The organism is Sodalis sp. dw_96 (genome assembly GCF_018449575.1).
Lineage (GTDB): Bacteria > Pseudomonadota > Gammaproteobacteria > Enterobacterales > Enterobacteriaceae > Acerihabitans.
This window is the reverse complement of sequence record NZ_JAAVUT010000022.1, coordinates 73,424-85,850: the sequence shown is the minus strand read 5'-3', so window position 1 is coordinate 85,850 and position 12,427 is coordinate 73,424. Positions and strand designations below refer to the sequence as shown.

General features: G+C 55.4%; 17 protein-coding genes and 1 pseudogene. All 18 read right to left on the bottom strand.

All coding sequences use genetic code 11. The features are described from left to right. Window positions 1-390 (bottom strand): annotated as a pseudogene (locus HB631_RS22795) (hypothetical protein); the annotation flags it as partial. A 107-nt stretch (window positions 391-497) separates the two neighbouring features. Further along, window positions 498-1,100 (bottom strand): tail fiber assembly protein, encoded by a 603-nt coding sequence (locus HB631_RS22790; protein ID WP_213993462.1) that lies wholly within the window; start codon window positions 1,098-1,100, stop codon window positions 498-500. Then, window positions 1,100-1,888 (bottom strand): tail fiber protein, encoded by a 789-nt coding sequence (locus HB631_RS22785; protein ID WP_213993461.1) that lies wholly within the window; start codon window positions 1,886-1,888, stop codon window positions 1,100-1,102. Before HB631_RS22785 ends, HB631_RS22790 begins: the two co-directional genes overlap by 1 nt. After that, complete coding sequence (locus HB631_RS22780) at window positions 1,888-2,553, bottom strand: DUF2612 domain-containing protein (protein WP_213993460.1); 666 nt, start codon at window positions 2,551-2,553, stop codon at window positions 1,888-1,890. The genes HB631_RS22785 and HB631_RS22780 overlap by 1 nt, the downstream gene beginning before the upstream one ends. Then, entirely contained in the window at window positions 2,550-3,749 is a 1,200-nt protein-coding gene (locus HB631_RS22775) for a baseplate J/gp47 family protein (RefSeq protein ID WP_213993459.1), read from the bottom strand. Before HB631_RS22775 ends, HB631_RS22780 begins: the two co-directional genes overlap by 4 nt. Continuing rightward, window positions 3,749-4,102, bottom strand: a complete 354-nt coding sequence (locus HB631_RS22770; protein ID WP_213993458.1) for a hypothetical protein — start codon at window positions 4,100-4,102, stop codon at window positions 3,749-3,751. Before HB631_RS22770 ends, HB631_RS22775 begins: the two co-directional genes overlap by 1 nt. After that, window positions 4,099-4,755, bottom strand: a complete 657-nt coding sequence (locus HB631_RS22765) for a Gp138 family membrane-puncturing spike protein (RefSeq protein ID WP_213993457.1) — start codon at window positions 4,753-4,755, stop codon at window positions 4,099-4,101. Before HB631_RS22765 ends, HB631_RS22770 begins: the two co-directional genes overlap by 4 nt. Beyond that, the gene (locus HB631_RS22760) at window positions 4,755-5,747 is read right to left on the bottom strand and encodes a hypothetical protein (protein ID WP_213993456.1); all 993 of its coding nucleotides are present in this window, start codon (window positions 5,745-5,747) and stop codon (window positions 4,755-4,757) included. The genes HB631_RS22765 and HB631_RS22760 overlap by 1 nt, the downstream gene beginning before the upstream one ends. Before the next feature lie 69 nt (window positions 5,748-5,816). Next, a complete protein-coding gene (locus tag HB631_RS22755; RefSeq protein ID WP_213993455.1) occupies window positions 5,817-6,131 on the bottom strand; it encodes a hypothetical protein in 315 nt (104 codons plus the stop codon). 45 nt (window positions 6,132-6,176) lie between these two features. Then, window positions 6,177-6,776, bottom strand: coding sequence for a phage baseplate protein (locus HB631_RS22750; protein WP_213993454.1), 600 nt, complete (start codon window positions 6,774-6,776; stop codon window positions 6,177-6,179). Then, window positions 6,777-8,426, bottom strand: a complete 1,650-nt coding sequence (locus HB631_RS22745) for a hypothetical protein (protein WP_213993453.1) — start codon at window positions 8,424-8,426, stop codon at window positions 6,777-6,779. Further along, entirely contained in the window at window positions 8,416-8,538 is a 123-nt protein-coding gene (locus HB631_RS22740) for a hypothetical protein (protein ID WP_338091461.1), read from the bottom strand. Before HB631_RS22740 ends, HB631_RS22745 begins: the two co-directional genes overlap by 11 nt. Before the next feature lie 65 nt (window positions 8,539-8,603). Continuing rightward, window positions 8,604-9,008: a phage tail assembly chaperone gene (locus HB631_RS22735; RefSeq protein WP_213993452.1), complete on the bottom strand. Its 405-nt coding sequence runs from the start codon at window positions 9,006-9,008 to the stop codon at window positions 8,604-8,606. A 3-nt stretch (window positions 9,009-9,011) separates the two neighbouring features. Continuing rightward, window positions 9,012-9,452, bottom strand: a complete 441-nt coding sequence (locus tag HB631_RS22730; protein ID WP_213993451.1) for a phage protein — start codon at window positions 9,450-9,452, stop codon at window positions 9,012-9,014. 10 nt (window positions 9,453-9,462) lie between these two features. Beyond that, window positions 9,463-10,608: a DUF3383 family protein gene (locus HB631_RS22725; protein WP_213993450.1), complete on the bottom strand. Its 1,146-nt coding sequence runs from the start codon at window positions 10,606-10,608 to the stop codon at window positions 9,463-9,465. Between the two features lie 3 nt (window positions 10,609-10,611). Beyond that, window positions 10,612-11,160, bottom strand: coding sequence for a hypothetical protein (locus tag HB631_RS22720; protein WP_213993449.1), 549 nt, complete (start codon window positions 11,158-11,160; stop codon window positions 10,612-10,614). 231 nt (window positions 11,161-11,391) lie between these two features. After that, window positions 11,392-11,811: a hypothetical protein gene (locus HB631_RS27160; RefSeq protein WP_255557222.1), complete on the bottom strand. Its 420-nt coding sequence runs from the start codon at window positions 11,809-11,811 to the stop codon at window positions 11,392-11,394. 121 nt (window positions 11,812-11,932) lie between these two features. Then, a complete protein-coding gene (locus HB631_RS22710) occupies window positions 11,933-12,427 on the bottom strand; it encodes a lysozyme (protein ID WP_275955699.1) in 495 nt (164 codons plus the stop codon).

Sequence of the window (12,427 nt, the reverse complement as noted above, 5' to 3'; positions counted from 1 at the left end):
CAGCCGCCCCATCAGCGTCCCGTCGCTTGAACCAAGGTTTGCGAGAGCCGCACTCACCGCAGTCGCACCGGCGGATTTGATTTCCGAGAAATTATTGGCGGTCTGCAAGAAATTTAATGCGCCATTAGTTTTTAACGCCGCAATGAGATTATTGAGTAAAGTTGCCGTATCACCATTATCCAGCACATCATTTCCCGTGGCATTGGCAATAAACTGTGCTAAAACGCTGGCGATGGCTGTTGATTGACGTAAAGCCTTGTTGACCTCGGCCGATGCTGCTTTGCCCGCGGTGAATCCCGAAACCAGGGCCGCGAGGGCTTCATAGTCTGCCTGGGCGGTGACGTTAGCACCCGCACCTATGGCAAAGGGTTTAAAGTTATTAGTTGCCATTATTGATTTACTCCTACTATTACAACATGAGTTTCGGCATAATATTGGCCGAATATACTAAAGCTGAAAATTTATTAAGCAGTAACTGATAGCGCCATATAGATCGATTAAACTGGAACAGGGGGCCAGGTAATTTCCACTGCGGTGGTATCTACAGCCTCTACCGCTTGAACATATTTCATCCAAGTGGTCAGGGTTGATTTATCGCTATCAGTGATGATTCCCAGCATTAATTGAGTTTGCCACAGTTGGGTTTTCAAATTAGCCGCGGATATTAATGCCGTTTTCTCAGCGACAGCGGCATTTTCTTGAGCTGTTTTTAAAGCTGCGGAGTCTGTAACCCATTCGGAGCCATTCCATACGTCATAAGGGGTAGTTGGGGCGAGCAGTGTCAATGACGTATCAATAGCGCCAATATCCTGAATTACCATGGATTGCAGCGTTGCTATGTTGTAAAATGTTTCCCCACGATGATCCTCAACCTGTTCCCATGCGTCATCAGCCGAATTCCGGCAAATCGCAAATCCATCTTGAGCAGCAGGCGGTTCATCAATAGTAGACGAGGCGGGCAATCCAATACCAATCATTAAATATTCGTCAGCTTTACCAATATATTCACGAGTGAGGTTATTTATGTTAAAGACCGTAACCCACCCATCACTTATAGCCTGATTATTTTTATCAAGAACCGCTTTGATATTGTCAGCCATTATACTGCCCTCACGATATAATTAAACGATACGTTGCGCGGGCGAATATACGAACGGTCGCGAGGACCTGTGTTATTTGTCCCAGTTAAGTTTGACACTGCTTTATTATCGCCGGTATTGAATATCAGTTCAGTGTTACCTAAAACGATAGTGGTGGTTGTTGCGTTGTTTTCAATATTTGGTTGTATCCAAGTACCATCTTGCGATGATAACAAAACTCGGCTGATGTCTACACCCCGCCCATCATCCCATCCTCGAATAAACTCTCCTCTTAAATCCGGCAATGTTAACGAAGGAAATACGCCCGCTAGTTTGGGGTATAGTGACGCGGAAAATACCGCGCCATTGCATTTCAGCCACCCCGCTGGCGGTGTAGCCACCGGGTAAGGTATGGGAACGCCCACCGGCAATGCTGAGCCGTCGCCCAAATTGAGATTTGCTAAAGCCGCGCTTATCGCAATTGCACCGGCGGATTTAATTTCCGAAAAATTATTGGCAGTCTGCAAAAAGCTCAATGCGCCATTCGTTTTTAATGCCGCAATAAAATTATTGAGTACGGTTGCCGTATCGCCATTATCCAGCACATCCGCTGATAATTGATTCGATATAAACTGCGCCAAAACGCTGGAAAATACCGTTGCCTGCCGCAGGACCTTATTCACCTGTTCCGAAGACGCCTTGCCCGCCGTAAAACCCGACGACAACTCGGCCAGCGCTTCATAATCCGTCTGGTCGATAACATTGGCGCCCGCGCCGACGGCGAACGGTTTGAAATCATTGGTTGCCATTATAAATTCACTCCCCACGAGCCGATATCAAATCCGGCGATATATTGATTGTCCATGTCGAAGCCGAAAAACTGATTATCCACGGATGGGGTTAATATTTCCCCGGCGTAAACCCCGGCGGCCTTTACCGTTAAATAGCCCTGGCGAATGGCGGCCAGCAGTTCACGGGAAACGTAATCCATGCTGGTTTCGGCGAATACCCACAGAGAAATGGTCATATCCTGGTTATCCACAATCTGCATAAATAACCCGGAGCCGGCCAGGGCGGTATTCAGAATATCCGGCAGCGAGCCGTTGGTGCCGTCCCAGTGATTGATGGCGATTTTGGCTTTCAGCACCACCCGGTAAACATCGTCGCTCAGGTTGGTAAAACCGGCGTCGGGATCGTAGGGACCTTGCCAGACGCCCTGTTCATAGCCCAGTCCGTCGGTATCCCAGGAAAAATAGACGCCGGAAATGGGCTGTGCCACGGTGCGGCTGCGGCCTATCCATTCCCCGAGAATGTCCAGCTGATTGCCTGCGGCGGTATCAATGTCAAAATCATTGATAAGCGCAGTCATGGCGCCGTCGATATCAATCAACGGGCGGGTGGATAAATCGATATGGTCGACAAAATTCGGTTTGCCACGATGGTAGTTGGTGATGAGATCGGTGTATTTACTCATGACGCCACCTGGATAAGGATGTCATCCACGCTGCAGGAGGCTGATTCGTCCCAGGCGATATCAATGTTGCCGGCCGCGACGGCGGCGGCGGATGTGCCGATGGACAACTCGATAATATCGTAATATTTGCTGGCGCCGCCGCTCACCGCGCCTAGATTGGCGGGTGAATAGACCCGGCTCAGCAACACGTCGCTGCCGATGGATAGTGAATTGATATAGTCGGCGATGGCGGCCTTGATCTGGTCGCCGATGACCGAGGTATAGCCGGTAAATACCGTCAGGGTCAGGGAGGTAAACACCGGCACCGCAATCGGCCTGGAAAAACTGATGACCTGAGGATTACCGTACTCGTCCGATACGGTGATGCTGGTGGTGCCGTAAGTGCTGACCCCCTGCCCTTTTTTGCCGCGCAGGGTATCGGCGATGGTGGTGGCGTCGCCGCCCTCAATCACCGCCGAGATGGAGTGCGCCGGCAGGCCGTTACCGTCCGTGCCGCCGGTGTCGTTCTCGAAAAGAACATGCCGCGTGACGCCGCTGATATTGGCGATGGCCCCGTCTATGGCTTCAAAGGGCGTCAGCGACGGCAGCGCCACGCTGATGGCCTGCCTGGCCCTTAAGGCGGCATCGGTCTCGTCGGCGCTGCCCACCGCGGCGGCTGAAGGGTTGGTGACGGAAGACCATCCCAGGGTCGGCGTATTGATCTGGCTGACCGTGCCGGGCAGTGCGGTGATAGCGCCGGTGGTGGCGCAGGTGGCGGTAACGATAACCGAGCCGGTGACATCAATCACCACCGTGGCCGGTAAATTCCAGATAACGCTGTTGCCGTCTTTTACCGATCCGTTAGTAATGGTGGTGCCGGCGGTGCCGGCGATCAGCACGTCCACGGTGGAATTCACCGCGGCAGCCCGCTGGATGCCGTTAATCTTCACATTGCTGGCCAGTCCGATGCCGACGGCGGTGGCGGGTGAAAAAGAGTTGTACACCGCGATGGCGCTGTTATTGGCGTCGTGAATCGCCAATGCCACCAGCGCCACCATTTGGCCGTCTTTGCTGTCGGGGGCCAGATAGGCATCACTGCCGTAAATCTGCTGAAAATAGCCGGTGACGGTGTTGAGGATAGTCTGGTAATCGGGGGCGGTGATGCCCGTGGCCGTGACGGTGGCCGCCAGCCCAAGAGAGTCGAGATTAAGAGCCATTATGCCTCGCTTATTACCGTGGTCGTCCCATAGAGGGTGTCGATGGCGGCGGTAAAGGTGACGCGGCGCGTATTGCCGTCGTTATGGGTGTCGAAAGACTGGATGGAATTGACCCCCGGGGTGCCCAGGATCCGGTTGCGCACCGCGAGGCTGTAGATATCCGCGCGCTGCTTGCCCAAGATGGACTGCAAATAGGGGGTGCCCTCGGTGGTATCCAGGAACCATTGCCCCTGCCAAAGCTCAAAACGAGTAGCCACGGCCTGCGCCACGCACTCGGGAGAATTGATTAAAAAGGTATTGTCCCCTTGGCCGAAGGTGTAATCGCCGTCCGTTCCTTCACGTCTGTATCTCATTTTGCTGCCCCCGTATTGCTGCCGCCGCTTTGTACTCCGCCGTGGACGTGGCCGGTCTGGCTGATGCCCGCCGCCACCTGATCGCCGGTGGAGGTGACGGCGCCGTTGATTTGAACCTGGCCGTTCACCGTCAGCAGCGGCGTATCGATGGTGACATTGCCGCCACGGTCGATTTCAATAAACGACGCGCCGCTGTCGGTGCGCAGTTGGGTGGCGGTGGTGCTGATGCCGCTGATTTTATATTTTTGCGACTGCGGGCCAATCAAGGCGAAGGCGTCGGATAAATCATGCTGGCGCGGATCTACCGGTTCCTGCAGGTCGCCGTTCTGCCACCAGAAATCGATGCAGCGATCGGCAAACACCACCAGGCATTCATCTCCTTCTCTCACCGGGAACGTCAGGGTGACGCCGCCGCCCCGGGGGAATAACACCGGAACATCCGCCAGCAGCGGCAGGTTGACGGAATTCACCTTGCCGGTGATATCGGTGATGGCGCCTTTGATGGCCGGCTGTACCGAACAGGTGACGGTTTCCGGGTCGAAGGACTTGATAATGCCGGGCATGGCCACCCGCAGGTTGGTGGAGAGATTATCGCCATGGGCTTCCAGTAACTGGTCAATCTCGCCGGTTTGTTCATTAACGGGAATCGTCATCAGCATATACTCAAATCGTTGGTGATAAGCTCCACCAGGTCGTTGCGCGCGGTGCAGGTCAAATCCATATACCAATCGTCACCCATGGTATCGCCTTGGCAGGTAAATGATTTCACGACAAAAAAGCCGGTAGTCGCTAATGCGGAAGCATAGTTTGGCGGTGTGTCCGCTGTGGCAGTAGCACTAGCGGCGGCGTCTTTACCTTTGGTATCGGGGGACGGTTTTTTCGCGTCGAAGAAATTGATATCGTTGAAATTCGCCTCCCTGGCCGTTTGAAAATCCACTTGAATCAGGCTGTTCCACTGGATATTGGGGTTTATCAGGCATCGAATCATGGCCCCGTCCTTAATGGTTTGCGTGGGCACGCCCAGCAGCCCCGTCCGGCTGTTTAATACAATTACGTTGTTAAAATAGGTGTGGTCAGGCATTGATACCCGCTGGCCATTGATAAATTGCCAATTGAATTGGCATTGTTGACCCAGTTGGGTTTGATAATCATTGGAATGCCCGTAAAAAGCCTTTGACCGGGGAAATTTGGTGTCAGGCATTTTCGCCGTCATGCCTTGGGTCACGCCGAAAGGCTTATAGGTCTTCATTAAGGCGGCATCCACCAGCGCGGCGTCATAGCCTTTGCCCATAGTCAGGTTAATGGTGGCGTAAACCATGGCATCGTGGCAATCCCGCGCCTGAATGGTGACCACCGTGTCGGTTTTGTTTTCCAGGCTTCTGCTGGAATAGCGGATTTTGCCGTCAAACAAGATACCGGAATGGCCCTGATAGCCGGCGATAAGTTGAATAGTGGCGAATTCACCAGCCTGAATGGCATTGGCGGTATCGTCGGACAAATTGTAGATCTTGAATACGGCGTTGCGCCATTGAGATATTTCCCACGCTTGCAGCGTGAACACACATCTTAAATTGGATAAATCCAACGTGCGGCCGCCTGGCGCCGTTATCAATAGCGTGCAGGCTCTTAGCCAGTTATCGCTCATATTGCCTCCATAAAAAAACCTCGCCGGGGCGAGGTTCGTTTATAAATTCATGGGCCATGGGAATGCACATCAAGATGATGACGCGCTAATAAAATAGACATGGCTGCTGTTGCCCAAATCGGTTGACGTCGGCAGAAGCTGGTCATCGTCATCCAGCATCACCATCAGCTGGCCGTTGAAACCCAGGTAGGCGTATTGCGCCAATAAATCGACGTTGATCACCAGCGGAATGCCTTGAATCAATGCATTACCCGCGGAGTCGGCGATATCCAATATCCAGCCGGCGCTGTCCCGCCACAGTAACGTCATTTTGTATAAGGTCCCCGCCAGCTTGATAAAAAAAGTCTGATTATCCGCCGTGAGGGGTATTTCTTGGATAGCCATAATGCACCACCGAATAGTATTGATATGAATGCCAAGGACTGATAATCAGCCGGCGGCGGCTTTGTTCGCCGTCACGGCGGGATTACCGGGAACAGTGGGCGCCTTTTGGCCGGTGTTGACCACCGCCGCGGTGCTTAAACCGTTGGCCATATTCACTGGCTGGGCCGCCTGGGTTGTTCGGGTAGAGGTGATAACAACCTGGGTCATGGTCAGTGTGCAGTAAAGTACGTATTCCTTGGTGGCATCGGTATTCACCTCAATAGTCGTAATCAGCATATTGGAATATTGCCGCTTGCCGGTAGTGACATTGATGAGCGTTCGATTGGACTGCAAAGCCAGTATGCTTTTATAGGTGTCCTGCGGACTGAGCTGAAGGGGCGTCGTTTGGTTATAATTTTCTTTTATCGCGCTGATGATGTACTGATCAAGTAACGTGCCGCCGCCGGCAAAGCCCAGGATCATGGTAACCGTCGCCGGCGGCATATAGGCGTGGTCGCTGATGGTGGCGCCGTTCTCCACCGGAAACGCCGTGACGGTCAGGTTATCCTTATGATCTTCCGACACCACTACGCTTGGAATAAGCAGCGTCGTTCCCTGGCCGAAATGCCGCGAGTTTTGCTGGAACAGGGCAGAAAGAATATCCATTTATCGCGCCTTTGGAGAAAGTAGTTGGGTCAGGGTCGCGTTGACGCTGATTTGCCGATCCGCGATGTTATTGGCCGTCTCGCTGGGCGCGGCGGCGCCGTTGACCGTAATATTGGTGGTCTGGTTCAGGGTAGTGGCCCCCGCCGCCGCGCCGGCGCTCCCCATCGGTTCATTGGCATAGGGGTTCCCGCCCGGTTCCCATTGCCCCGTTCCCTCCGTCAGGGATGCCGAGAGCCGGGGAGCGGCGATATTCAGCAATGCCGTCGGATTAACGTTGAATCCTTTGGCGAGGTTGCCCAGGGCGTCGCCGGTTCCGGCGCTGTGTAAGATCGATTGTCCGCCATCGCCTGCCATGGAATTGTTGAAAGTCGCCTGCCTGCCATCCTCGGACATGGAATTGTTCAGGTTTCCTTTCGCACCGCCGCTCATATCCCGGCCCGCGTGTGGGAAGTCCGTCAACCGGCGCAACGTCGCGCCGACGCCGTCAAGCAGGGTCTGTAAAGACGCGATGCCGCCCTCGCCGCTCGCCGCGGGCTGGGTGGCGCTATCAGGCTGATTGCCGGGTCGCGGCGGAGAGCCAAGGGCGTTAAGGGCGCTGTTTTGCTCAATATCCGTGGCTGTGACGGACGACGTCGAATTGTTATCCGCGTTGGATGTGTCATTCCCCGCGGCCCCGGAACCGTTGGCGGGTTTGGCGGAACCGCCGTTGGTTTTCTTGGTGCTATCCCCAAAAGGCAGAGGCCATCTCAGGGTTCCAACCAGCCCCTTAACGGTATTGATAAGGCTATTACGCATCGCGGAAAATCCGGCGGCAGTTTGTTCAGCATCGGCGGCGGTACTCAGCGCATTTTTGGCAACGACAACAGACTTATCGCCGACGTGAAAAATAACTCCGGCGACATCCGAGGTATTATTTCGGACCATCGCAGTCCCGTTGCCCCCTAAAGCTTCAGCCCATGAGGGGGACGATGTACCATTCCGCACCGTCTGGACTCCGTCACCCATGCCGTTATCATTGCCGGTATTCAGCGCCATGTTGCGGCCGCCGAACAAAACCTGATAGCGGGAATACCCGGCCAAAGGGCGACTCGTGCGGCTCATGCCGGTCGGTCGCCGATCCGCTGCCGCACTCCCCCCAGCAGACTGCGGCGATCTGGCCCCAACCTTGTTTAACAGGCCCGATAACGATGTCCCCGCCTTAGTAATAACCGCCCCCCAACTGCCCGTGTCGATTTGATTTGCCGCATCGGATAACCCGCTACCCTGCACAAGGGACAGTGTCGGCGCCAGTGCGGTGGCCAACGGCGTCAGCACGGTTGTCGCCTGAAACGACGGTGCCTGCAAAGCCCGGTTCAATCCCGCCAGCGTGCCGGTCAAACTGGCCAAGCCGGTTAAAGACGTGGCCGCGCCCGTCGCCGTTGAAGCGGCATTAGCGCTAAAAGCCCCCCCGAGGGGGGGTGTGGAAAAACTGTCCAATCCATTGGCCAGGCGCCCGATAAAAGTTCCCATTGAGAGCACGGTTGCATCGGCAGCCCGGACAAGATTGGTTATATTGAGGGTTATCGTGGATCCGAGGGTATCCAGACTCTCATCGGCATTCTGTTGAAACCCCAGGCCGGCCAAAAAATCCTTGATGATTTCAGCGTTCATTTGCCTGCCTCCAGCGCGCTATCCGCGCATTATTGTCTTCCACCAAATCGAGATAATCGTTCAACATGGCGATATCGCACAGATCAATGGCGCCGCTTTTGATCTCACCCATGGTGGTCAGTCCCGCCTTGACAGGGCGGAGAATAAACTCTTCTCCGCCCGGCAGGCTGTCCAGCGTTATAGCGGCGACGGGTCCGCCGTCACGCTGCCGGGGAGATCGTGAAAAAAATTTCCCAGCGATTCCCCCACCACGTTAGCGACGATATGCAGCACATCCATCAGCTCCAGGTCATCAAACATCAGGGTATCCGACGAACGGTCGAACACCTGTGCCCAATGGGTTCCTTGTTTACGCCTGGCAACCGCCAGGCAGGGGAACATGATGGCGTCGCAGTCTTCGTCTTTCAGGGCGGCAATGGTTTGAGCGATTTTCGGCAAGGCGTCCAGCAGGCTGGATTCACCGTTTTTCAGTTCTCCCAGCATGTCCGCTATCACCGGCAATAATTTGCGGGATACCTTAAGCTGATCGAACACGCCCAGGGTGGACGTGCGGTACTGATTGCCTTTCAGTTCAAATTCCATTGTTTAGAACTCCCCGAGCACCTGGTCTATCTTGCCGCAGGCGAATGTCCAGGCCATGGTGCCGCCGTCCGTCGCGTTGGTGTTGTTGGGCACGCCGCTAAAAGCCACGGAGCGGGCGGTGGTGATATCGCCGGAGGCCTGGTTGCGCAGGACGATAACGTTATTGCCCCAGGCCGCGGAGGATAAGGACTGGGCGTTATAGGCCAGGGACAGTTTTTTGTTCACCGGCGAGGTTTTCAGCAACGTTACCGTAATGGTGCCGGATTTATTCGGGCTCAGGCTGTGCATGATTTCACCGTCGGCGCCGATAGTGACGGTATTCACGGCGGCGGGCATGGTTACCGTGATGCCTTCCGTGGAGTTGGCCGAGCCGTAGCCCAAATCGATAACGCCGGTCAGGCCGGACAAAGATGCGCTGACATCGGAAAAACTATAAGTTGCCATGAATTACTCCTTAACGAACCACATTGATTTGAACATCGGCATAATGCACCGCACCCGCCAGCTTGCAGGCCACTTGGATAAGCGGCGCCTTGCGGGCCTCGCGGTCGGCCTGCGCCTGATTGGCGATGGGTGCCGCATAGACGTAGTAACCTTTGGTGAGGGTGTCCCCCGCCGTCAGTTGACCGATATCGCCGCCATTCCATACCCCCGGCGCCACCAGACCGTTGGTAACCGACTGATCCATGGAAGCCTCAACGTTGGTGAGCAGACGCGTGACCCCGGCATCGGTTTGCGGGATTTTGGTGGTGGAGGTGTAAAGCAGATTGTAGAGATTGGTTTGGACGTAGTTTTGCAACCAGTCCAGTCCCTGGCGTTCATCGAAGAAGTCGCCGTTGGCCATGACGCCCTGTTGCAAAATCGCCGTGTCATTGGCGTAGTAGACATAGACGTTGGCGTTCTTGCCGTCCACCGCCGCCGCCTGGGACAGGGTGAGGGTTTCGTAGGTGACGCCCGGTTCGGTTTTGAATTTCAGCGTAATGGTGGTGTTGCTGCCGGTGAAATCCACGGTAAACGCTCGGCCAAACGCCGACAGCGCGGCGTATTTGCTCGAGGTGGAATACTGCACGAAGGTGCGGCTGTAAGAAGCGGCCTTGAGCTTAGCGGCCAGATCGGCGCTGGAAGTCGCGCTCAGAGTAGCGACGTCGCCGGTGGTGACGGCAAAAATATGGCTAAGAGAGGAGGCCTCGATGGCGGCGGCGACGCTGATAACATCCGCATCGACGAGATCCGCATCGTCCGCCAGCGCCAGACCATACCAATTGGTATATTCCAGGCAGGCATTCACCGCCGTGGCCAGGGTTTCGGCCGTGCCGGTTTCCCCGGTAGCCAGGGTTTTGGCCCAGCGGCCGATATAAACCTGGGTGGGAGTCGGCGACTGGGAAAAGAAAATCGACGCCGCTTCATATTCCGGGCTGCCAACGCCGAAATCCGTTCCGATATCTTCAATGCCGGCATACAGGCGCAGACGCTCGGTTATAGGTATAACGGTCGAGGTGCCGAGGATAAGCAACGCGCCGAAGTTGCGGCCGGATGCCGCTGTGGGCGACATAATGATATCAACGTTGACCACGTTAGATACAGGTAATCCCTGTGCCATAAGTTATTCTCCAAAGAATGATACTGGTGTGTCCACCAGCGAATTAACGCCGTATTCTCGTACGACCTTGCGACGCAGGCGCACCGTCATGTCATAACGGCGCGTCCACTGTGTATCGATAAGTTCCGGGTTGGATTTGATGGCGCTGTAATCGGTTAATGACAGGCCTTGTGCATTGAGTTCGTCGTTATTCTGATTCACCGCCATACCGTCGCGGAACTGGCTAATCAGCTGCTGACCGCCCGGCCCGTAAAACGATGTCTGGAGGCTTATCACTTCATGCCGCCACAGCTGTGTACTGCTGTCAGTCTGGGAAACGAACGCCTGGCTGTCGTCCTGGCTAATGTCAGAAATGCCGAACGCGCACCAGTCGGTATCCGCCGGGAACGCCGGCGCTTGATTGGGCTGCCAGCGGGAAACCACATACCCGTCCGCCAGCCCCGTGAGACCCATCACCCAGCTGCTTAACTGGGTTTCAAGGGTTGAGTCATAATCGGGGCCGCTGCCCAGCGGCACCAACCAGCCGCTTTCGGTACTGCTGTTGTTGCCCAATGGTTCTACCTCCTGTATACCCGTCACCTTTCACGCTGCGGATGTGTTGGATATAAATGGTTCGGTTTCGCTCTCATTTCTCCCCATTTGTCCGGCCAAAGCCGGCCTGCGGGGCCCTATTTCTGTCTCTCGATTTCGATTTGCCGGATAGCGGATAACTGCTCATTGCAATTTTGCAGGTCGGTGAGCAGCAGTTCGTCCCAGGCCAACGCGGCGCCGTAGGTCAAAGGGTCATTTGGCGGCGGCGACGGCGGGCAAGGAGCCGTCAGGCTGGCCGGCAGGGGAATCGTCGGTACTTTCACGTAGCTGGTGGTAGTGGTCGAGCAGGACGTTGCCAGCAGCAGCAGGAACGGCAACCCCAGCGCACGGCTCAGTCTTGATGAGCGTCTGGATAACCACTTCCCGGTCCTGGCCGGCAGCGTTATTGTTGGCTTGCGCATTAATGGTGGTCCCGGCGAGAGTATTAAAAATAGTGATGAGATGGGTTTGGTTTTGCATGGCTGCGTCAGCCGCCTTGTTTTCCCGCACCAACACGGTGTTGGCGGTTACTTGCGCCTGGTACTTGCCGTAATAATGCAATGACAGGTAAAGCGTGGCGCCGAGCAGCAGTACGATCACGGCGGCCAGGATAACGGTGATTTTATTACTCATAGGCACCGCGCTCCCGCCGGCGGTTTCCCGCATCGCTCATCCCCCGGGCAATAGCCCGGCGGGCCGTCGCGGCAATTATTGCGAAAAAAATTCTCGGTAATGGCCGCGGTGAAAAATGGTTTCATACGCCTCCCCAGGTACACACGTCAGTCTCAATTTCGCGCCGTTGCATCAGCCCCTTCCAGGCTCTGTTGCCGGCATAGATCCACTGGCGCAGCGCTTGGCATGCCCCAAGAGTGTCGCCGGTGTTAAGCTTGCGCAGCAAAGAGGAGTGACGAAACGCCGTGGCTCCTACGTTATAGGTAAAGGAATAGAGCGCGGCGCGGGTGGTGTCTTTAATCGGGACTTTTACCGCTGCATCGACGGCCTTTTTCACCGGCGCCAGGTCTTTTGCCAGCAGTGCGTCGCATTCGGCATCGGTATAGCGCTTGCCCTTGATAATATCCGGTCCGGTGTGGCCGTCGCAGACAGTCCAGATACCGGCCACATCCTGATAGGGCAGGTATTGTCGCCCCTCAAGACCGTTGGGACCGCCCAGCAGCGCCACCGCTATGGTCATCGCTCCCCCGCTGAGGGCGGCGATGATGCTTTTGCGTAACGCCGGTGACATCGCCAT

Bases quoted from the DNA above. Each gene is read 5' to 3' on its own strand.
- HB631_RS22790 (WP_213993462.1), bottom strand. From the start codon at position 1,100: ATGGCTGACAATATCAAAGCGGTTCTTGATAAAAATAATCAGGCTATA.
- HB631_RS22785 (WP_213993461.1), bottom strand. From the start codon at position 1,888: ATGGCAACCAATGATTTCAAACCGTTCGCCGTCGGCGCGGGCGCCAAT.
- HB631_RS22780 (WP_213993460.1), bottom strand. From the start codon at position 2,553: ATGAGTAAATACACCGATCTCATCACCAACTACCATCGTGGCAAACCG.
- HB631_RS22775 (WP_213993459.1), bottom strand. From the start codon at position 3,749: ATGGCTCTTAATCTCGACTCTCTTGGGCTGGCGGCCACCGTCACGGCC.
- HB631_RS22770 (WP_213993458.1), bottom strand. From the start codon at position 4,102: ATGAGATACAGACGTGAAGGAACGGACGGCGATTACACCTTCGGCCAA.
- HB631_RS22765 (WP_213993457.1), bottom strand. From the start codon at position 4,755: ATGACGATTCCCGTTAATGAACAAACCGGCGAGATTGACCAGTTACTG.
- HB631_RS22760 (WP_213993456.1), bottom strand. From the start codon at position 5,747: ATGAGCGATAACTGGCTAAGAGCCTGCACGCTATTGATAACGGCGCCA.
- HB631_RS22755 (WP_213993455.1), bottom strand. From the start codon at position 6,131: ATGGCTATCCAAGAAATACCCCTCACGGCGGATAATCAGACTTTTTTT.
- HB631_RS22750 (WP_213993454.1), bottom strand. From the start codon at position 6,776: ATGGATATTCTTTCTGCCCTGTTCCAGCAAAACTCGCGGCATTTCGGC.
- HB631_RS22745 (WP_213993453.1), bottom strand. From the start codon at position 8,426: ATGAACGCTGAAATCATCAAGGATTTTTTGGCCGGCCTGGGGTTTCAA.
- HB631_RS22740 (WP_338091461.1), bottom strand. From the start codon at position 8,538: ATGGGTGAGATCAAAAGCGGCGCCATTGATCTGTGCGATATCGCCATG.
- HB631_RS22735 (WP_213993452.1), bottom strand. From the start codon at position 9,008: ATGGAATTTGAACTGAAAGGCAATCAGTACCGCACGTCCACCCTGGGC.
- HB631_RS22730 (WP_213993451.1), bottom strand. From the start codon at position 9,452: ATGGCAACTTATAGTTTTTCCGATGTCAGCGCATCTTTGTCCGGCCTG.
- HB631_RS22725 (WP_213993450.1), bottom strand. From the start codon at position 10,608: ATGGCACAGGGATTACCTGTATCTAACGTGGTCAACGTTGATATCATT.
- HB631_RS27160 (WP_255557222.1), bottom strand. From the start codon at position 11,811: ATGAGTAATAAAATCACCGTTATCCTGGCCGCCGTGATCGTACTGCTG.
- HB631_RS22710 (WP_275955699.1), bottom strand. From the start codon at position 12,427: ATGGCGATGTCACCGGCGTTACGCAAAAGCATCATCGCCGCCCTCAGC.